The organism is Neorhizobium sp. T25_13 (assembly GCF_002968675.1).
GTDB lineage: Bacteria > Pseudomonadota > Alphaproteobacteria > Rhizobiales > Rhizobiaceae > Neorhizobium > Neorhizobium tomejilense.
The window spans coordinates 289655-309318 of sequence record NZ_PVBI01000004.1 but is presented as its reverse complement, the minus strand read 5'-3'; the positions used below and the strand labels follow the sequence as shown (position 1 = coordinate 309318).

Genomic DNA, 19664 nt, shown 5'->3' with positions numbered 1-19664 from the left:
ACCTCGAGATCAGGACGTGGACCCGACGACGCCCTCGACCAGGTAACCCATGCTTTCGAGTTCGATTGCATCCTCGGCAAACGACTTGCCGGCGGTGACGACGACATTGCCCTTGTTGTCCTTGATCGGGCCCTTGAAGACCGAGAATTTGCCGGTCATGATTTCGGCAAGCGTCGCCTCGAACTTCTTGCGACCCTCGGCGGAAACGGCGGGTCCGAGCGGGCTCATCTTGACGAAGCCGTCCTTCAGGCCGCCGCGGACGAAATTGCCGAGCTTGCCGCCGCTTTGGGCCGCCTTGATGAAGTTGGTATAGACATTGCCCCAGGCCCATTCGGCGCCGGTCAGGTATTTGTCCTTGGCAAGCGCGCTCTGGTCCGCATGGTAGCCGCAGACGAAGGCGCCGCGACGGGCGGCGGTCTCGACGACCACCTTCGGGCTGTCCACATGGCAGGTGATGACGTCGGCGCCCTGATCGACCAGCGCATTGGTGGCTTCGGCTTCCTTGACGGCGAGCGACCATTCACCGGTGAAGATCACCTGGCAGGTGATGGTCGGATCGACCGAACGGGCGCCGAGCAGGAAGGAATTGATGTTCTGGACCACCTGCGGAATGGGCTTGGCGGCAACGAAGCCGATCTTCTTGCTCTTGGTCGCATAGGCCGCGGCAATGCCGTTCAGATACTGGCCCTGGCCGATATAGCCGAAATAGGAGCCGGTGTTCATCGGGTTCTTGCCCTCGGTCCACAGACCGCCGCAATGGCGGAACTGCACCTTCGGGTATTTCGCGGCCATCGCCAGCATATGGGGGTCGAAATAACCAAACGAGGTCGGGAAGAGCAGGGTGGCACCGTCGAGGTTGATCATCGACTCCATGGTCTTCTGGACGTCGACGGTTTCCGGAACGTTTTCCTCTTCGACCAGCGTGATGCCCGGCATCTTCTTGATGACGGCGGCACCCTCGGCATGCGCCTGGTTGTAGCCATAGTCGTCCTTCGGGCCGACATAGATGAAGCCGACGGTCAGCGCCGTCTGCGCCATGGCCTGCGAGCCGATCAGGCCGGGGACGGCACCAGCAGCCAGGCCGGCGGCGGAAGCCTGGAGGAAATTGCGGCGGTTCATGGGAAGGAGTTTGGTCATCGGCATGCTCCTTGCGGCTCTGGGCCGGTTTCGAACGGGTACAGTAAAGTGCATGCAATGTGCGTGCCAGAACACAAGTCATTGTTATTGAACGGAAATTTTAAAGCACCAAAACTCTGCGATGAAAAGTGCATACAGATTCATCGCATTTTCGCTTAAGAAATAATCAATAGTTATTATTTGTTCAGCAATCCTCCAGAGGAGCAATACGGCAATCGCCGGTGGTGCCTTTCCAACATCGGAAAGCTGAAAGTTACCGTGACGTTGGCGGCGTTATTTGACTTATGGAGTCCGGAACGTCATCTGTATGCAAATTGTAAGGTCAAGTAGAATCGTCCCGTGAAGCAGGCCAGGCGCAGAGAAGTCATCCGTACCGGAACCACCGTCGAGCAGATGGTGCGGGCGATTGCCGACATGATCGTCACCGGCGCCCTCCTGCCGGGCGAGAAGCTCGACGAAATCTCGCTCGCCTCACGCTTCGAGGTGTCCCGCACGCCGGTGCGCGAGGCTCTGCGCGAACTCGGTGCCATGGGGCTTGTGGGGCGCGAGCCGAACCGCAGCGCCGTCGTCACCAACGTCACCGAGACCCATCTCCACTCGATGTTCGAGGCGATGGCCGAGCTCGAAGGTATTTGCGCGCGGCTCTCGGCGGAGCGGATGACGGTGGACGAGCGGCGAGCGCTGGAACTCGACCATCGCGGCTCGATGCGGCTGGTGCATTCAGGCGCGGAAGAGGAATACGCCGCGCACAATACCGAATTCCACACAAGGCTTTATCGCGGCGCCCATAACGACCACGTCTTCGAAATGGTGACCCAGACGCGGGCGCGGCTCGCCCCTTTCCGCCGCGCGCAATTCCGCCTGCCGGGACGCCTTGCGAAATCCTATGAAGAGCATGACCAGGTCGTCATGGCGATCATGCGCGCTGATGCGGTTGCGGCAGGGCAGGCGGCCTATTCGCATGTGGCGATCGTCAGCGACGCCAGCGCCGTGTTTGCGACGGCCGGGGAGTAGGCGGCCGTCGACGTCACCACCTCTTTTCCAGACAGCACTTTTGGCCGCGCGGATGAAAATCCGGCGGTTGCGTTCTGCGGGAGTGGGGCAGGCGGGGTATTTCGGAGTATTGGGTATTCAGGCTGTCCGCCTGCCCCGGCCGTTTTGCGGTTCCGGGGATTGTCAGGCCCCTTAAGCCGCTTCCTCGACCGTCACCGGAAACCGGACCTTGCGAGCCGGATGATGCGGCCGGTTCGCGAACCCGGTTTCCCATCCGATGACGGCAGGATTATGCGGGTCGTTGCGGGACGCGGGGACGGACGGGGAAGCGAATGAGGCTAAGTGCTTGAATGCCGGTAGGGGAATTTTTAGGAGGCGCCGAAAGTGTCCCCGTTTGGGGCGCTATTCTTTGGGTACCTTTTGGATCGTCGGGGCAAGTGAGCAAGGCCAAGGCACTTTCTGCGTCACCTTTGGTGATTGAGCGCCAGCCTCCAATTCCTCATTCCTGTGCTTGTCACAGGAATCCAGCCACGGCGCGTCTGCGCCGTGAGAAGAGTCTTTCGCACCCAAGGACTTGGGTGCACTGGATCCCTGTGACAAGCACAGGGATGAGGGAGTGTGTGGCGGCGGCTGGTTGAACGACCGAGAACTCCGCAGATTGCCGATCTGGTCGGCAGGCCTCTAAAGTCACCGCCCCGCCGAACGCGCCGAGACAAACACCTGCGGCTCGTAGGCAAAATCCTTGTCGAAGGGGTAGGTCGGCTTCAGCTTGCGGTGGCGTTCCAGGCGCTCGACGAACTGGTCGACGACGCCGGGCGACAGGGCCATCAGGTTCGGGTTGGCAATCGGCGCCAGTTCGGGCGAGAGATAGCCCGACTTCACGACGATGATCTTGGCGCCGTTTGGATCGAGGCCAAGGCGGGTGAAATCGGCGATGTAGTGGTAGGGGCGGCGTTTGGCGGAGAGGACCAGTTCGATGCCGCCGATCGTGACAACGGCCTGCCGGTCGGCAAGCTCGGACGTCTCGTGCAGGAACTGCACCTTCACTCTGGCCTGAACCGGCTTGCTGCCGATCGTGTCGAGCGAAGCGCCGATCGAGAGATCGAGTTCGGCGCTGATGCCGGCGGCATAGCAGGCCTCTGTCGCCGCCTTGTCGGCGATGCCGGCGAAGATGACGCCGGTTGCCTTTTTCGCGATCAGGTCGGCCAGCACTTCGGCGCGATCGCCGACACCGCCGCCGGTCGGATTGTCGCCGGATTCGGCAAGAACCACCGGAGCAGTCTTGGCGGCGATCGCTTTGTCGACGCACTCCTCAATCGAGCCGGTCTCGCAGCCGAACACGAATTTTTCGCGGGCATCCCAATAGGCTTTTGCGACGCGCCTGGCTTCCCGCTCAAGCACGGCGCGGTCGGTGCCGGTCATGATCGCGGCGGCGGTGCCGCGCGGTTCGTCGGCCCAGACGTAGCCGACCATCAGCGAGGCATCCCAGACGCCGTCGATCGCATCGATTTCCGGCATCATCTCGTAGAGGCTTTTGGCCGGCTCATCGACGGTCGAGGTGCGCTCGCCCGGCAGCACGACCGGGATCGGCGCCCAGAGCAGCACCGGCTTGACGCCGGTCTTCAGGCTTTCGACCAACATCTTTACCGAGCGGCGCATGGTCTCCTCGACATCGATATGCGGCGCGGTGCGGTAGGTGGAATACATGTCGAGCGCATCGATGATCCGCTGGCTGACATTGCCGTGCAGGTCGTAGCTGGCCGAGATCGTGCAGTCCGGGCCGACCAGATCGCGGGCGGCGGTGATCCAGTCGCCCTCGGCGTCCTCCATGCCCTGAACATACATGGCGCCGTGCATGGCCAGATAGAGACCGTCCAGCGGCAGCAACGGCTTCAGGCGATCGAGGAATTCGGCCTTGAAGCGCTCATAGGTGGAGCGGGAGACCGGGCCGCCGGCTATGGCGCGGCAATGGATGGTCGGCAGAAATTCGGCGTCGTAATCCTTGAGGAAGGCGAAATAGGGCGCTGCCGTCAGGTCGTCGCCGCGCACGACGCGAAAATCCTTTTCCTCGTTGAGGACGGGATTGTAGGTGCTGCATTCGATATGGATGCCGCCGACAGCGATACGCATGGGAAACCTCAGTTGGAGTTGGGGCCGATCAGGAAATTATGGGCCGCGATGCTGGCAGCGCCCCGCGCCCAGACATCGCCATCGACGCGCTTGATGCGGATCGGCGTCTGGCCGGCGTAACGCGGCAGCACGTTGGTTTCGATGGCCTGGTTGACCACCGTGCCGAACAGGCCGTCGAACGAGCCTTCGACATGGGTGATCAGGATCAGGCCGGGGTCGTTGATCTGGATGAGGTTGGCGATCGCCAGCCCGAGCGCCGAGCCGGCGCGGTGCAGGATGCGGATCGCCGCGGCGTTGCCGGTCGAGGCCTCGTATTCGATATCCGATAGCGAGGTGCATTCGAGCCCCTCGGCGCGCGACATTTCCTTGATCGCCTTCATGGAGGAGACGGTGTCGAGGCAGCCGCGCTTGCCGCAGCGACAGGGGGAACCGCCGGGCTCGATGGTGCAATGGGCGATCTCGCCGGCGCCGCCGTGATTGCCGCGATAGAGTTTGCCGTCGATGAAATGGGCACAGCCGATGCCATCGCCGAGCGAGACGACGCTGAAACTCTGGATTTCGCGGGCGCTGCCGAACAGCTTTTCGCTGACGGCGACAGCCTTTGCGTCGTTCTCGATGAAGGTTTCGACGCCGGAGCGTTCGCGGATGATCTTTGCGAGTGGCACGTCCTGCCAGCCAAGCAGGGTGGACTGCACGCAATTGGCCTGGGATTCATCGACGAAGCCCGACAGCGCGACGCCGATGCCCGAGAGTTTTTCCCGGGCGTCCGGATGGGCTTCGAGAAGGCTCGGCAGGCCCTCGGTGATCGCTTCGGCGATGACATGCGGATCGCGCGACAACGGCATCGACTGGCGGGCGATGATCTTGCCGTTGAGATCGCTGAGGATCATCGGCGCCGGGTCTTCGAGCAGCGAGATGCCGACGAAGAAGGCGCATTCCGGATGCAGGTCGAGCCGCACCGACGGGCGGCCCTGGCCGTAGACCGTCTCCGTCTCGTGCAGCACGCCGAGGTCGATCAGGTCGCGGGCAATGCCGCTCATTGCCGCTTTGCTGAGGCCTAGCAGGTTCGCCATCTCGGTCCGGCTGAGCGGGCCGGACTCGCTGATGACGCGCACAAGCTGGCGCTGGGAGGAGGTGAGCAGAGCGTTCAAGGCGGCTGTTTTTCTGTTTGTGAAGGTGGGTTGACACTAAGTTCAGAAAATGAACAAATCAACGCCAATAAATTATAAAAATGATCTAAGGCGGCAATGACCGCCCTCGTGTCAACAAAACCAAGGGTGAACGACCATGACCATGTTCCTGAAAAGCCGTCATTTCACGCTTGCCTGCGCGGTTGCCGGCAACCTCGTGTTTCCGATTGCGGCCAGTGCCGCGACGCTCAACGTGATGCAGACCGAAGCTCCGCGTTCCATGGATCCGGGTGACCAGACCGCGACCTATACCGCAGCCCTGCTCGACCCGATGTATGAAGGCCTCGTCAAGCGCGATCCCGACCTGTCGCTGAAGCCCGCGCTTGCCACCGAATGGTCGGCGGACGCTTCCGGTCTGGTCTGGACCTTCAAGCTGCGTCCGGGCGTAAAATTCCATGACGGCACGGCCTTCGATGCCGACGCCGTGGTCAAGAATTTCGCCCGCCACCTCGATACCAAGCGCGGCCTTGCCGCCAGCGGCCGGTTGCGCACCTTCCTCGAAGGTGTCACCGCCGTCGACCCGACGACTGTTCAGTTCAAGCTGAAGACACAATATCCGGCCTTCCTCGCGCTACTCACGACCGGTCCCTGCCTGATGGTCAGCCCGACCGCCGATGCCGCTGGCACGGTCGGCTCCAAGGCGGTCGGCACCGGTCCCTACAAGCTCCAGGAATACAAGTCCGGCGAATATGTGCTGCAGGCCAAGAATTCCGAATGGTGGGGCGGCGCGCCGAAGGGCGAAGACCAGATCAAGTGGACCTGGACCGGCGAGCCTTCGGTCATGAACATGGCCCTGCAGACGGGCGACGCCGATGTGATCAACCCGTTCCCGGCCGCCTTTGCCGCACAAGTCAAGGCAAACCCCGAGATGAAGCTCTCGACGACCGACGGGTCGGCCGTGTTCTGGGTCTCGCTCAACACCAAGCTGAAGCCGCTCGACGACGTTCGCGTCCGCCAGGCGCTGAACTATGCGACCGACCGCGAGGGCCTCGTCAAGGCGTTCATGAACGGTTATGCGACGCCGGCCAACTCGCCGCTCGCCCCGGTCACTCCCGGTTACGACAAGACGCTCAATCCCTATCCGTACAATATCGAGAAGGCCAAGCAGCTCCTGAAGGAGGCCGGTTATCCGGATGGTTTCGCGATGTCGACCATCGTGCAGGAGCAGGAATCGCGCATCGGCGAACTGCTGCAGGCGATGTGGGCCAAGGCCGGCGTCAAGCTGGACGTGCGCAAGATGGAAGGCGGCGTCTGGTCGAAGGCGGCTTTCCAGGATCCGGCCGGCAAGGAGAAGGACAATATCGGTTCGTCGATCGCTTCGTGGTCTTCCGGCGTCAACGGCGCCGACCTGCAGTTCCGCCCGCTCTATTACTCGAAGAGCGCGTCGCCGGCCGGCGCCAACCTCGGCTTCTTCACTGACGCAAAGCTTGACGAACTGATCGACAAGGCCGCCTCTACGCTCGACGAGAAGGCGCGCAACGCGATCTATGTCGATGCCCAGAGGCAAGTGAACGAGCAGGCTCCGCATGTTCTGCTCTATACCAAGCAGGACCTGTTCGCGACGCGCGCCAGCGTGAAGGGTGCCTGGGTCATTCCGGGCGGCCTGATCGTCGTGAAAGACGCCAAGAAGTAATATCAACAGTACGGCGGGTGGAGAAATCCGTCCGCCGTTTCCTTTTATGAAACATGGGGCCGGGAAACCGGGCTCCAGGACAGGCGCATGAAAGCCTATATCCTCAAGAAATTGCTGGCTCTGCCGTTGATCCTGGTCGGCGTTTCGCTGCTGGTCTTCGTGGCCATCCGCGCGCTGCCGGGCGATCCGGCGCGGCTGATGGCCGGACCCGAGGCGACCCAGGAGGCGGTCGACAACATGACCGTCCGGCTTGGCCTCGACCGCAGCCTGCCGGCGCAATATGCCTCGTTCGCCTATGGAGCGGTGAGAGGCGACCTCGGCACCTCGATCAAGTCGAAACTGCCGGTCGTCGCCGAAATTGCCGAGCGCCTGCCGTTCACCATCGGGCTCGCGATCACCGCCTATCTGATCGCCATCGGCATCGGCGTGCCGGCCGGGATGATTGCGGCGATCTACCGGCACGGCTGGCCGGACCAGTTCGTCATGATTCTTGCCATTGCCGGCGCCTCGATCGCCAATTTCTGGCTGGCGCTGATGGCGATGAATACGTTTTCCGTACAGCTCGGCTGGCTGCCGCTGCTCGGCGCCAGCTCGTGGAAAAGCTTCATCCTGCCGTCGATCACGCTTGCCGTGCTGCCGACGGCCGTCATCGCCCGCATGACGCGCTCCAGCATGATCGAGGTGATGAGCCAGGATTATATCCGCACCGCCTATGCCAAGGGCGTCTTGCCGAGGAACATCTACTGGAGCCATGCGCTGCGCAATGCGCTCATCCCGATCATCACCATCGTAGGCTTGAATTTCGGCAGCCTGATGGGCGGCGCTGTCGTGACCGAATCGGTCTTCAACTGGCCGGGTATCGGACGTTTCCTCGTTGATGCGGTGCGCTACCGGGATTATCCGGTCATCCAGGGCGTGACGCTGGTCGCGGTCACCGGCGTGGTGATGATGAATTTTCTCGCCGAGCTGCTGATCGCCGTCCTCAACCCGAAGATAAGGTTCGACTGATGGCGTCTATCGATACCGATATCGTACAGCGCCGGTCGGCGCTTCTGCGGGGACTTCGCTGGATGGCGACGCATCGCAGCATCACGTTGGGTAGCCTGTTGATCGGCATCATCGTACTCGCCGCGATTTTCGCGCCGCTGATTGCACCCGCGGACCCTTATATGCAGGACCTGCTGGCGACCATGGAGCCGCCGTCGCTGGCGCATCCGTTCGGCACCGACGACAACGGTCGCGACATCTTCGCCCGCGTCATTTTTGGAGCGCGCATTTCCTTGGCCGAGGTGGTTCTCGCCGTCGGGCTGGCGGTGCTGGTCGGCGTGCCGCTCGGCATCCTGTCGGGCATGAGCGGCCGTTATGTCGACCAGGCGATCATGTGGACGATGGACATCCTGTTTGCCTTTCCGGGCATCGTGCTCGCCATCCTGATCGTCAGCGTGCTCGGCACCAGTCTGATCAACCTTTTGATCGCCATTGCCATTTTCTCCGTGCCGGTCTACGCCCGGCTCAGCCGAAACCTGACGCTGGGCCTGAAGCGCATGGACTATGTCGAAGCCGCCGTCTCGCTCGGCATCTCGCGCCGCCGCATCATGAGCCATTACATCCTGCGCAACGCGATCGGGCCGATCATCGTGCAGTCGACGCTGACCGCCGGCACGGTCATCCTGTCGGCTGCAAGCCTGTCGTTCCTCGGCCTCGGCGCCCAGCCGCCGCTTCCCGAGTGGGGTGCGATGATGAGCGACGGCCGCAACTATCTTGGCCTCAACATCTGGATGTCGCTGTTTCCGGGTCTTGCGATCATGATCACCGTGCTCGGCTTCAACATTCTCGGCGACGGTCTTCGCGATCTTCTGGATCCGCGCAAATGAGCATCGCCGCCACACCCCGCACGACAGGCCAGCCAGCAATTGGCAGCGTCGGGCCGGCAAAGCCGGTCTTCTGCGTCGATATCGGTGGGTCGTTCATGAAATTTGCGGTCTCGCCGGCGCCGGGCGCGCTGGTGCCGTTGGAGAAGGTGGCGACGCCTGCCGCCAATTGGGACGATCTTGCGGCTTCTCTCGCGACGCTTATCGAGCGCAATGCGCAGGCGGGTGATCCGGCTTCGCCGCTGGCGCTGTCGATTGCCGGTCTCATCGATCCCAGAAGCGGCATCGCGACCTCGGCCAATATACCCTGCATTACCGGGCGGCGGATCGGCGACGAACTGTCTGCCATCCTCGGACGGCCGGTGCTGGCCGCAAACGACGCGGACTGTTTGACGCTCGCCGAGGCCAACGAGGGGGTAGGGCGAGGCCATGCGGTCGTCTTCTGCGCCATCATGGGCACCGGCATCGGCGGCGGGCTTGCGATCGACGGGCGGCTGGTGCGCGGGGCCGGCGGGGTCACCGGCGAGTGGGGTCACGGACCGATCCTCAACACGACAGTCGAGCTTGACGGCGAGACGCTGCATATTCCGCGTTTTTCCTGCGGCTGCGGCCAGTCCGGCTGCGTCGACACGATCGGTGGGGCGCGCGGCATCGAACGGCTGCATCATTTCCTGCATGGCTGCGAGGAGACGAGCTATCGGATCCTCGAGGATTGGCAGGTGGACGAGGCGAGGGCGGCAAGGACCGTCGCCGTCTATCTCGAACTGATCGCCGATCCGCTGGCGCTGTCGGTCAATGTCACCGGCGCCTCGATCGTGCCGGTCGGCGGCGGGCTTGCCTCGGTCACGCCGCTCATCGATGCGCTCGACCGGGCGGTGCGCAAGCGCATCCTCAACCGCTTCGATCACCCGCTGGTGACACCGGCGCTCCGGCAAGAGGATGGCGGGCTGGTCGGGGCCGCCGTGCTCGGCCATCAAAGCGCCGGCTACGGTCGCGAGAGTGCCGTTCAAGGTCATTAAAGCGCCTTTCAGCGGCGCCTGCTGTTACAAGAGTGCCGGTCATCAAGGAGACTGATCCTGTCCATCCTGCTCGAAGTCTGCGTCGATAGTCCCGAAGGTCTGGCGGCTGCCATTACCGGTGGCGCAAACCGCATCGAACTCTGCGCGGCACTCGATGTCGGCGGACTGACGCCGCCGCCGGGCATGATCGCGCTTGCCGCCAAGGCGCCGATCCCGGTCTATGCGATCATCCGGCCCCGCGCCGGCAGCTTCGTCTACGACGCCGACAACGAGGCGGCGATGATGGCGGATATCGATGCGGTGCGGGCGGCGGGCCTTGCAGGCGTCGTGATCGGCGCGAGCCGAGCGGACATGGCGCTCGACATGGGCTTGCTCAAACGACTGATGGCGCATTCACAAGGCCTTGGGGTGACGCTTCACCGCGCCTTCGATCTGGTGCCCGATCCGTTCGAGGCCCTGGAACAGGCGGTCGCGCTCGGTGTCGAACGCATCCTGACCTCCGGCCTCAAGGTCAGTGGGCCGGATGGTACCGAGATGTTGAAGATGCTGGTGGAGCGGGCGCGGGACAGGGTGTCGATCATGCCCGGCGGCGGCATCAATCTGTCGACTGTCGAACGGGTGGTTCGCGAAACCGGCGTGCACGAGGTCCACAGCTCCTGCCGCCGGCCCGTCGGAAGCACGGACGAACGCGCCGTTGCCTTCGGGTTCCAGGCGCCTGTTTCACATGAGACGAGCAGCGAGATCGTCCGGCAGATGCGCAGTTTGCTCGACGAATTGGAAGTGGCGCGGGACTGATTCTCAATCGTCTTCTGATCGGCAGGCACGACTTTGCGGCAGGTCGCCGGGGGACGATGACCTGCCGCTTAGCAGTGAGGGAGGATGTTACGAAATTGAGGAGATAGGCACTTCCATGGTCAGCGGACGGCCGCCACCGTCCGCTCATGCACTGCTATGCACTTTCGTTCACTGTCATGCGCAGAGGCTGCGGAGTGCTTCGTGCTTTTTGATCTCGATGCAACGAATGCTCCGCAGTTTGATAAGGCCGGCCGTCCGGAGTTTTGCGAAAACGCGCGACACCGTTTCGATCGTCAGGCCTAAATAGTCGGCTATATCAAGCCGGGTCATGGGTATGTCGAAATATTCGAGCCCGCCCTGGCGTTCCGCCATGTCGACGAGGAAGCCGGCGATCCGTTCCACCGCCGTCTGGCGGCCGATCATCATGATATGTTCCTGGGCGCGCAGCATGCCGCGCAGCGCCAGAGAAAGCAGTTCCGGCAAGGCCTGGTCGTTGGCAGCCCGGTTGATGGCACGCAAGCCCGTCGGGGCGATGGCTTCGGCAAAGAAACTATGGGTCCGGTCAGCCTCGAACCCGAAGGTTTCTCCGGCCAGATGGAAGGCGATGACCTGCCTCCTTCCGTCCGACAACAGGCGGTGGATCCGCACGGCACCGAATTCGACGTGATAGAATGTACCTGCCTTGTCGCCGGGAGCGTAGATTTCGGCACCGGCATTGAAGGTCGTCACGGTATTGGCCCGGAAGAGACCCGCGGCCTGGGGTGCGATCACGATCTGGCTCTTGGTGAGCTCCAACTTCGTGGCATGAGCGGCTGCGGTGTGCATGTTCACGTCTCCCCTTGCTGTAGTCTCAAGATGACAGAAGACGTGCAGGGAAAAAATTGGGTTGTATCACTAGGGGGATTTACGTAGGGGCGGGTGGCAGGACAGCTTCGATCCGGCTCAGGCCGTGAGCGCAAGGTTCTTGACGAGACCCAGAAGATCGGCGCCGTTGAACGGCTTGGCGAGGCTCAGGACCGGGCCGGCCTCGCCTTCGATAGGTGGAGACATGCCGTCGGTGAGCAGGATCACCGCCTGGCCCGACTGGAGCAGGCGCTGCAGGATATCGCTCGAGGAGCGCAGTACCTGGTCGTCGATGATCATGCAAAGCGTCGGACCGAGGATGGCGGCGCTCTTGCGCCAGGATTCATGCGCCTCGACCCGGTAGCCCTCTACCTCGAGTGCGAATGTCAACGACTGCCTGAGACCGAGATCGGGCGCGATGACGACTATGCTTCTCGCTTGTGATAACACCAAACTTCCCGCGCGGGTGGGGGCAGCCGGAGAGCCGCTCAAATCAGATATCTAGGGCCTGCCTGGGGAGTGGCGCTTTGCGATAGATCAAGAAATTCCAATATTTTTCCGCCGTTCAATTGGGGCCGAAACCGGCAGCGATCGCCATGCGAACGAGTTGCGGCAGGCTTTTCGCCTTCATCTTGGCCATCACGTTGGCGCGGTGCACCTCGACGGTGCGGGGGCTTATGTCGAGATCGTAGGCGATCGACTTGTTCGGCAGGCCGGCCACCACGGCGGCCAGCACCTGCCTCTCCCGGTCGCTCAGGCTTTCAAGCCGCGTCTGAACCTCTGCCAGGTCGTCCGTATCGAGCATTTTATCCGACAGCAGCTCGGCCGCCCGCTGGATCGCTTCGATGATGACCGTGTCGCCGAACGGTTTTTCGATGAAGTCGACGGCGCCTGCCTTCATCGCCTCCACCGCCATCGGCACGTCGCCGTGGCCGGTGATGACGATCGAAGGAATGCCGGTCCGGCTGGTGGTCAGCTTGCGGATCAGTTCGACGCCGGTCATGTCCGGCATCCTGAGGTCGGTGACCAGAACGCCGTTTCGCACACTCGGCGCGAACTGCAGGAAGGACGAGGCGGTTTCATGCATGCGCACGGCAAAGCCGTTCATGGTCAGCATGAAGGCAAGGGACTTTCTGACCGGCTCCTCGTCGTCGACGATATGGATCGTGTAGTCACCCGTCTGCATTCTCGCGTTCCTCCTTGTCGATCGGGAGTGTGAAACGGAACGTCGCTCCTCCGGCCTCATTGCGCGTCACCGTCATCTCGCCGCCATGCGCTTCGACGATGCGCTTGGAAATCGAAAGCCCTATCCCCATGCCGCCGGCCTTGGTGGTGACGAAGGGTTTGAAAAGCTGCCCGGCGATCTCTTCGGGAATGCCGGGGCCGGTATCCTGGACGATCACCTGGATCATGTCTTCGTCCTCCTGGAGGGTGCGGATGACCAGTTCCCGCCGCGGGCTGTCGCGCATCGCCTCGATGGCGTTGCGCATCAGGTTGGTAAGCACCTGCTGGACCTGAATGCGGTCAACGGTGACCATTTCCGGTCCTTGCGCGAACTCGAAAATCGCCCGAACACCTTTTTCGCGCGAACCGACCAGCGCCAGGGCTCCGGCTTCTTCTACCAGGCGCCGGATGTTCTCCGGCGCCTTTTCGGTCTCGCCCTTGGTCACGAATTCCCGGAGGTGCTTGATGATCCGGCCTGCCCTGAGTGACTGATGCGCCGTTTCTTCCAGCGCTTCGCGCATGCGCACCGCCACGGCTTCGTCCATGTCGCGCAAAAGGCGTGCGCAACCATGCACATAGTTGGCGATCGCCGAGAGGGGCTGGTTCAGTTCGTGGGCGAGGGTGGATGCCATTTCACCCATTTCGTTGAGGCGGGCGAGCCGTGCGAGTTCTCCTTGGATCTCCTGCAGGCGCGCGGCCGATTCCTCGCGTTCGGTCAGGTCGCGGACGAAGCCGGTGAAGAAGGTTTCCCCGCCGGTATGGGTCTCGCCGACAGCAAGCTTCATCGGGAAGGTCGAGCCGTCCTTGCGTCGCCCGACGACCACGCGGTCCATGCCGATGATTCGCTTCTCGCCGGTCCTCAGATACCTTTCCATATAGCCGTCGTGTTCGCGGCGGTAGGGTTCCGGCATCAGCATGCGCAGGTTCTGGCCGACCACCTCTTCTTCGCTGTAGCCGAACTGGCGGATTGCAGCGGCGTTGAAGGAGACGATCGTCCCGTCCCTTGTGCTGACGATGCTGGCATCGAGAACGGTGTCGAGGACGGAGCGAAGATGGGCTTCGCGGGAATCAGCCCTGGCCTGGGCTTTTCCGATCGCCTTTCGGGCGGAGTGAAGGATTTCGCCGAGCAGCGCGATCACCACGCCAATGAAGCTGAGCATGGCCATTTCCGAAAAAACGGCTCCCCGCGGCGTCAACTCCTTGATGATGTAGCCTGCCAGAACGGAAAGGGCCACCGCGAAAAGCGAGGCCCGCAGGCCACCGATAAGGGCGGCGACCAGGATCGGCGGAATGAAGAACGTGAAAGGCGCCCTTTCGTCGAGGACGCCATGCAGCGAAATGCGCAGCCCGAACGCGATCAGCACGCCGACGGTCGCAATGACATAAACCTCGGCGGGGGAAAACCGACGACTCAAGAAAGACTGAATATAGTCATCCTTCTTCTCGGCGAACGTCTTGGAAGCCATGATGCCTACCCGAAGCCGATCGTCTGCAGGAGGAACCCCATTCCTGTGTGCATCTGAAACCTGACAGCCTATCCTCGAATTCGTTCTAGCATGCGCGCGGATGCGGCGTCCAACGGCGGAAGCGGTTGTAGGTTAAAAAGCATATACTTTTGCGCGTTTATTTGTGCCGACGTGCGGGCGGATGCCGGCACGAATGAAGCGGCGACGGTGCGCCGCTTCCGCCTATGCAACGAACCGCGAGGCCAAAGGGTTCACTGCTGCGGGATATTGGCAACCTTGACGTAGCCGGCCCAGGCCGCGACCTCCTTCTTGAGGTACTCCTGACCTTCTTCCGGCGTCGAGACGAACACGTCGCCGCCCTGATCGGTCACGAACTTCCTGACGTCTTCCTGGCCGAGGACCTGCCTGGTCCAGCCATTGATCTTGTTGACGATATCCTTCGGGGTCGCCGAGGGAACCATCATCGCGAACCAGCCGACCTGATCCATCGGATAACCGGCTTCGGTCATGGTCGGAACGTCGGGAGCGCCCGGAATCCGCTTCGCTGAGCTGACGGCCAGCAGGCGGTAGCGGCCCTCGCGGAACTGCGACAGGGAGAAGACCGGATCCTGGGCAGCAAAGGCCATCGCACTGCTCAAAATGTCGTTCATCGAATCGGCGCTGCTCTTATAGGCGACCTCGACCGTTTCGAGACCGGCTTCCTGCTTGTAGATGGCTGCCAGCACCTTGCCCGACGTGTTGTTGACGGCATAGCTCGCGTTCGAGCCTTCCTTCTTCAGGTATTCGGTCAATTCCTTCATGGTCTTGATCGGGCTCGATACCGGAACAGCGATCATGTGCGGTTGCTTGTTGACGGTGGCCGCGACCTGCAGGTCCTTCACCACGTCGAAGGGCGGCGTCTTGAACATGTGCATGTTGCCGGCAACGGCGCTGCCGGTGTGGAAGAAGATCGTATAGCCGTCCGGCTTGGAGCGCGTGACGTACTGTCCGGCAATGTTGCCGCCGGCGCCGGGTTTGTTTTCGACGATGATGGTGGCGCCTGAGACTTTGGCGATCTTCTCGGCGAAAAAGCGGACGATGACGTCGGCGCCGCTGCCGGCCGGGAACGCGCAAATCATGCTGATGGTCTGATTTGGATAATCCGCCTGGGCCGCGGCCGGCGAAAGACCGAGGGCGCTACCGGCAACGGCGACCGATGCGGCAAGCATGAAACGACGAGTGACAGTCTGCATGAACTTCCTCCCATGGATGACCAGGTCTCGCAGTCGACGCCGGTCGGCCACACCTCCCCGATGCGACCTGATACAACATTGTATAATTATATTTGATTTAATCAACTGTTCTGGCTAAAAACCGTCCTACGCAGAAACGCGTTTTCGGGAGAGGAAGAATGACCGCCAATACGACAACTCAATCCGCCGCCGCGCTTGATCTCGACCGTTTCCGGTTGAAGAATTTCGTCGAGAGCCTGAGCGCCGACGAGCTCGAGATCCGTGAGGAGAAGGTCGATCTGGCCGATGTCGCGGCGATCCTGCAGAACAACCCGAAGGCCGTCTGGTTCAAAAATGCCGGCCCCGAAGGCCAGCAGCTGATCGGCAACGTGGTCGGCAGCCGCTCCCGTCTCGCAAAGGCTTTCGGGGTGCCCGCCGGCGACGTGGCGCTCGAGATGCGCCGCCGCCTGTCGCTGAAGCCGGAACTGGTGAAGCTTTCCGGTGACGAGGCGCCCGTGCAGCAGGTGGTGCTATCCGGCGCGGACGCCGACCTCCTCAAGCTGCCGGTCCACGTGCAGCACGCGCTCGATGGCGCGCCCTACATTTCCGCGACGATCGACTATACGATCGACCCGAAGGACGGCCGCTACAATTGCGGCATGCGCCGGCTGATGCTGCGCGGCCCAAAGGAAGCGGGCGTCGACCTGATTGCGCCGAGCGACCTGCGCGTCATGTACATGGCCGCTTCCGAGCGGGGCGAGCGGCTGAACGTTGCCTATGTGGTCGGCTGCCATCCGATCGACATGGTGTCGGCCACCATGAAGGAGCCGGTCGACGAACTGGAACTGATCTCCTCCCTGCGCGGGGCGCCGCTGCCGGTCGTCAAATGCGTCACCAACGACATCATGGTCCCGGCCGACGCGGAAATGGTCATCGAAGGCTATTTCGACGAGCGCGGTTACGTGGAGAAGGAAGGGCCCTACGGCGAATATCTCGGCTATTACGGCGTCGTGAAGACCAATCCGGTCTTCCATGTCACCGCCATCACCCACCGCAGGGACGCGCTCTTCCAGACCGCGACCATCAGCGGCAATCGCATGGACTTCACCGATACCTCCAACCTTGAAGCGCTGCGTATGGAGATGAACGTCTGGAAGACGCTCCGCGACGTCGTGCGCCAGCCGGTCGCCGTCTATGCGCCGGTCGCCGCCGGCGGCTCGATGAGCATGCGCTTCTCCATCCGCCAGACCTATCCGGGCGAGGCCCGTTCGGCACTCTATGCGGTTCTCGGCGCCGTCGGCGTCAAGAACGTCTTCGTCGTCGATCCGGATATCGACATCTTCGACGACAGCCAGATGGAATGGGCGTTCGGTACCCGCTTCCAGGCCGACCGGGATCTGGTGATCGCCACCGGCGTTCGGCTGTCGCCGCTCGATCCGTCGCTTCACGGCTCCCGCTCCGGCGCCAAGGCCGGCTACGACCTGACCTGGCCGATGCAGCATGCCCATAGCTGGGAGCTCGTCACGCCGCAGGCTCCGTCCTATCCCGGCAAGCGTTTTCCGTCGCTCGAAGCGGCTTTGAAGGATGGCGCCAAACATTTCGAGGAGTTGATGGCCGCCGTCGGCAGCCGCGATGGCCGCGAGGTCGTCCGCGAACTCGACACCTTTCGCTCCAAGGGGCTGGAGCGCGACGAGCGCGGCCGTTACTATCTTCCCCGATAGGATGATCCATTTCGGGACATTGTGCCTTACCGAAGCAGCCTTCCGGATGTAAATCCGGGAGGTTTTTCATTTTAAGTCGAGAAAGCTCTCTTACATCGGGCCGAACGGGCGAGGACCCCGTCAAACACCATTCATTTCTTGGGGGCGCCCCGTTATGCTTTCTCTAATGGATGGATTTCTATGGTAGTCCTACTACCCGCCCTCCTCTGGAGCAGAGATGTCTTACGCCGACAGCATCGATATTGCGGAGCGCAGACGGCTCGACGCTTTGGCGAACTACCGCATCGCGGGCTCCGGGCCTGAAAACCGCTTCGACCGAATCTGCCGTTTTGCCTCCGAGCTTTTTTCCACGCGCATGGCTTTCGTGACGCTGATCGAAGAGGATCGGCAATGGTTTAAAGCTTGTTCGGGTCTCGATATCCAGGAGACCGACCGATCCGAATCCTTTTGTGATCACACGATCCGCACGGACGATGTTCTGGTGGTGTCCGACGCCCGGCTCGATGTGCGGTTCTCCGGCCTGCCGATCGTCACAGGCGAACCATTCATCCGGTTTTATGCCGGTGCGCCGCTGATCTCGCCGGACGGTTTCCGGCTCGGAGCGCTGTGCATCGCCGACACGCAGGTGCGGGAAAGCTTTTCCGAACGGGAAAGGCGGACGCTCGCCGGCCTTGCCGCCATGGTCATGGAGCACATGGAATTGCGTCGCGAGGGCATACCGCAGGCGACGGCTGCCAACTTTGCGGATGCCACCGATCTCTCGCTGATCACCGTCGATCCCACCGGCCGGGTCGAGTTCGTCAACCAGGCGGCGCTCGATATGTTCGGTTTCAGTCGGGAGGAGATGGTCGGCGGCTCGCTCGACCTGATCGTGCCCGAACGTTTCCGCGCCGCTCACAACGCCGGTCTCGCGCGCGTGGCCGCGGGCGGCAATTCCATGCTCAAGGGCAAGACCGTCGAGATTTCGGCATGCCGCAAGGACGGCTCGGAGTTCCCGGTCGAGATGGCGCTTTCGATCTGGCACGATCAGCGCGGCGTCGGCGTGGGCGCCATCATCAAGGACATATCCGAACGCCGCGACCGCGACGTTCGGCTCCTGAGGCTGGCAAGCCAGGATACGCTCACCGGCTTGTGTAATCGGCCTCGTTTCGAAGACCTTCTGCGCGAGGAACTGGCGCGCAACCGGCCGCTCGCCGTGCTGCTCTTCGACCTCGACGGTTTCAAGGACGTCAATGATCGGCTGGGGCACGGCATCGGCGATTCCCTGCTGCAGGCGATCGGTGTCAGATTGCCGGCCGTTCTCGACCGCAACGTCACGGTCTCCCGGTTCGGCGGCGACGAGTTTGCCATTCTCATTCCCGGAACCGGGGATCCTCTCGTCGCCCAGAAAACTGCAAATGCGGTCATCGAGGCTTTCAAGATACCGTTCGAGGTTGCCGGGCACACGTTCCGCGTCGGGGCGAGCGTCGGCTTTTCGCTCGCGCCGAACCATGGTTCCGATTGCGAGGAGCTCATCGCCAGTGCCGACTTTGCGCTCTACCGGGCCAAGCAGGCCGGCGGCCGGGTCGTGCGCATGTTCGAACAGTCGATGCGCAACGAGACCCTGGCAAAGCGAATGCTGCGGGACGAACTGCTGCGGGCGCTGAACAAGAAAGAGTTGGTGCTGCACTACCAACCGCAGGTGACGCTAGACACCGGCGAGGTATTCGGCGTCGAGGCGCTCATCCGCTGGCAGCATCCGGAGCGCGGGCTCCTGTCGCCGGCGGCCTTTCTCCCGGCTCTGGAGCAGAGTTCGATCGCGCTCGACGTGGGTTTCTGGGTGCTGGACGAGGCGGGCCGCCAGATGGCCGCCTGGAATGCGGCCGGGTATCCGCCGATCAAGATGGGCATCAACCTGTTTCCCGCGCAGGTCCGGGCCGGCGATCTGGCGCGCAGCGTCATCGACCTGATTGCGCGCTATGCCCTCGATCCGAGGCTCCTGGAGATCGAGATCACCGAAACGGTCACGCTCAACGACGACGATCAGTCGCTCGAATCGATCCAGGCGCTGAGCGAACTCGGCGTCGGCATTGCTTTCGACGATTTCGGCACGGGCTATGCTTCGCTCGGCTCGCTGCAGCGTTATCCGCTGACGACGCTCAAGATCGACATGGGCTTCGTTCGGGACCTCCTGACCAAACCGCGCGATGCCGCCATCACCCGGGCGATGATCATGCTTAGCAAGGAACTGGGGTTGAAGACGATTGCCGAAGGTATCGAGACCGAGGAGCAGGAGGCGGCGCTTCGCCTGATGGGCTGCGAGGCGGGGCAGGGCTATCGTTACGGCAAGGCGATGCCGGCCGAGGAGGTTGCCCGGCTCTTCGTCCAGCCGATGGAAAGGCGGCGTATCGGGACCAAATAATTCGCCTCCTCCGGCACCAGGCAGTGCCGA

At 62.4% G+C, this 19664-nt stretch carries 16 protein-coding genes; 8 read left to right on the top strand and 8 right to left on the bottom strand.

Going from position 1 to position 19664, the window contains the following annotated elements; translation table 11 throughout:
- Positions 1-9 precede the first annotated feature (9 nt).
- Positions 10-1137 carry a BMP family ABC transporter substrate-binding protein gene (locus tag C5J22_RS11625; protein ID WP_105424247.1) on the bottom strand — a complete coding sequence of 376 codons (1128 nt, stop codon included), beginning with the start codon at positions 1135-1137 and terminating at the stop codon, positions 10-12.
- Between the two features lie 339 nt (positions 1138-1476).
- Between C5J22_RS11625 and C5J22_RS11620 the strand changes: the two genes are divergently transcribed.
- Positions 1477-2151: a GntR family transcriptional regulator gene (locus tag C5J22_RS11620; RefSeq protein WP_105438340.1), complete on the top strand. Its 675-nt coding sequence runs from the start codon at positions 1477-1479 to the stop codon at positions 2149-2151.
- A gap of 666 nt (positions 2152-2817) precedes the next feature.
- Here the strand turns inward: C5J22_RS11620 and C5J22_RS11610 are convergent.
- Together C5J22_RS11610 and C5J22_RS11605 are read right to left on the bottom strand one after the other, a co-directional pair.
- Complete coding sequence (locus C5J22_RS11610) at positions 2818-4260, bottom strand: M81 family metallopeptidase (protein WP_105438339.1); 1443 nt, start codon at positions 4258-4260, stop codon at positions 2818-2820.
- Positions 4261-4268: 8 nt separating this feature from the next.
- A complete protein-coding gene (locus C5J22_RS11605) occupies positions 4269-5411 on the bottom strand; it encodes an ROK family transcriptional regulator (RefSeq protein ID WP_245440351.1) in 1143 nt (380 codons plus the stop codon).
- A 136-nt stretch (positions 5412-5547) separates the two neighbouring features.
- Here C5J22_RS11605 and C5J22_RS11600 point away from each other — a divergent pair, with 136 nt between their 5' ends.
- From C5J22_RS11600 to C5J22_RS11580, 5 genes are all read left to right on the top strand, one after another.
- The gene (locus C5J22_RS11600) at positions 5548-7083 is read left to right on the top strand and encodes an ABC transporter substrate-binding protein (RefSeq protein ID WP_105438338.1); all 1536 of its coding nucleotides are present in this window, start codon (positions 5548-5550) and stop codon (positions 7081-7083) included.
- A gap of 87 nt (positions 7084-7170) precedes the next feature.
- Positions 7171-8091 (top strand): ABC transporter permease, encoded by a 921-nt coding sequence (locus C5J22_RS11595; RefSeq protein WP_105438337.1) that lies wholly within the window; start codon positions 7171-7173, stop codon positions 8089-8091.
- The gene (locus C5J22_RS11590; RefSeq protein WP_105438336.1) at positions 8091-8957 is read left to right on the top strand and encodes an ABC transporter permease; all 867 of its coding nucleotides are present in this window, start codon (positions 8091-8093) and stop codon (positions 8955-8957) included. Before C5J22_RS11595 ends, C5J22_RS11590 begins: the two co-directional genes overlap by 1 nt.
- Positions 8954-9973 (top strand): ROK family protein, encoded by a 1020-nt coding sequence (locus C5J22_RS11585; RefSeq protein WP_105438335.1) that lies wholly within the window; start codon positions 8954-8956, stop codon positions 9971-9973. Before C5J22_RS11590 ends, C5J22_RS11585 begins: the two co-directional genes overlap by 4 nt.
- 57 nt (positions 9974-10030) lie before the next feature.
- Positions 10031-10768 (top strand): copper homeostasis protein CutC, encoded by a 738-nt coding sequence (locus C5J22_RS11580; RefSeq protein WP_105438334.1) that lies wholly within the window; start codon positions 10031-10033, stop codon positions 10766-10768.
- 174 nt (positions 10769-10942) lie between these two features.
- Here C5J22_RS11580 and C5J22_RS11575 read toward each other — a convergent pair whose 3' ends face one another.
- From C5J22_RS11575 to C5J22_RS11555, 5 genes are all read right to left on the bottom strand, one after another.
- Positions 10943-11593: a helix-turn-helix domain-containing protein gene (locus C5J22_RS11575; RefSeq protein ID WP_105438333.1), complete on the bottom strand. Its 651-nt coding sequence runs from the start codon at positions 11591-11593 to the stop codon at positions 10943-10945.
- Between the two features lie 117 nt (positions 11594-11710).
- Positions 11711-12061, bottom strand: coding sequence for a transcriptional regulator (locus C5J22_RS11570; RefSeq protein WP_172746597.1), 351 nt, complete (start codon positions 12059-12061; stop codon positions 11711-11713).
- 115 nt (positions 12062-12176) lie between these two features.
- The gene (fixJ, locus tag C5J22_RS11565) at positions 12177-12797 is read right to left on the bottom strand and encodes a response regulator FixJ (RefSeq protein ID WP_046667538.1); all 621 of its coding nucleotides are present in this window, start codon (positions 12795-12797) and stop codon (positions 12177-12179) included.
- Positions 12784-14301, bottom strand: coding sequence for a PAS domain-containing sensor histidine kinase (locus C5J22_RS11560; RefSeq protein WP_105438331.1), 1518 nt, complete (start codon positions 14299-14301; stop codon positions 12784-12786). The genes fixJ and C5J22_RS11560 overlap by 14 nt, the downstream gene beginning before the upstream one ends.
- 251 nt (positions 14302-14552) lie before the next feature.
- A complete protein-coding gene (locus C5J22_RS11555) occupies positions 14553-15533 on the bottom strand; it encodes a tripartite tricarboxylate transporter substrate binding protein (RefSeq protein WP_105438330.1) in 981 nt (326 codons plus the stop codon).
- A 158-nt stretch (positions 15534-15691) separates the two neighbouring features.
- Between C5J22_RS11555 and C5J22_RS11550 the strand changes: the two genes are divergently transcribed.
- Both C5J22_RS11550 and C5J22_RS11545 read left to right on the top strand, forming a co-directional pair.
- Positions 15692-17233, top strand: coding sequence for a UbiD family decarboxylase (locus tag C5J22_RS11550; protein ID WP_105438329.1), 1542 nt, complete (start codon positions 15692-15694; stop codon positions 17231-17233).
- A 217-nt stretch (positions 17234-17450) separates the two neighbouring features.
- On the top strand, positions 17451-19634 hold the full coding sequence (locus tag C5J22_RS11545) for a bifunctional diguanylate cyclase/phosphodiesterase (RefSeq protein ID WP_105438328.1): 2184 nt from the start codon (positions 17451-17453) through the stop codon (positions 19632-19634).
- Positions 19635-19664 lie beyond the last annotated feature (30 nt).

What these genes read in the sequence shown, in the direction of transcription:
- C5J22_RS11625 (WP_105424247.1), bottom strand. Translation starts at nt 1,137, where the DNA reads ATGACCAAACTCCTTCCCATGAACCGCCGCAATTTCCTCCAGGCTTCC.
- C5J22_RS11610 (WP_105438339.1), bottom strand. Translation starts at nt 4,260, where the DNA reads ATGCGTATCGCTGTCGGCGGCATCCATATCGAATGCAGCACCTACAAT.
- C5J22_RS11600 (WP_105438338.1), top strand. Translation starts at nt 5,548, where the DNA reads ATGACCATGTTCCTGAAAAGCCGTCATTTCACGCTTGCCTGCGCGGTT.
- C5J22_RS11595 (WP_105438337.1), top strand. Translation starts at nt 7,171, where the DNA reads ATGAAAGCCTATATCCTCAAGAAATTGCTGGCTCTGCCGTTGATCCTG.
- C5J22_RS11590 (WP_105438336.1), top strand. Translation starts at nt 8,091, where the DNA reads ATGGCGTCTATCGATACCGATATCGTACAGCGCCGGTCGGCGCTTCTG.
- C5J22_RS11585 (WP_105438335.1), top strand. Translation starts at nt 8,954, where the DNA reads ATGAGCATCGCCGCCACACCCCGCACGACAGGCCAGCCAGCAATTGGC.
- C5J22_RS11575 (WP_105438333.1), bottom strand. Translation starts at nt 11,593, where the DNA reads ATGCACACCGCAGCCGCTCATGCCACGAAGTTGGAGCTCACCAAGAGC.
- fixJ (WP_046667538.1), bottom strand. Translation starts at nt 12,797, where the DNA reads ATGCAGACGGGTGACTACACGATCCATATCGTCGACGACGAGGAGCCG.
- C5J22_RS11560 (WP_105438331.1), bottom strand. Translation starts at nt 14,301, where the DNA reads ATGGCTTCCAAGACGTTCGCCGAGAAGAAGGATGACTATATTCAGTCT.
- C5J22_RS11555 (WP_105438330.1), bottom strand. Translation starts at nt 15,533, where the DNA reads ATGCAGACTGTCACTCGTCGTTTCATGCTTGCCGCATCGGTCGCCGTT.
- C5J22_RS11550 (WP_105438329.1), top strand. Translation starts at nt 15,692, where the DNA reads ATGACCGCCAATACGACAACTCAATCCGCCGCCGCGCTTGATCTCGAC.
- C5J22_RS11545 (WP_105438328.1), top strand. Translation starts at nt 17,451, where the DNA reads ATGTCTTACGCCGACAGCATCGATATTGCGGAGCGCAGACGGCTCGAC.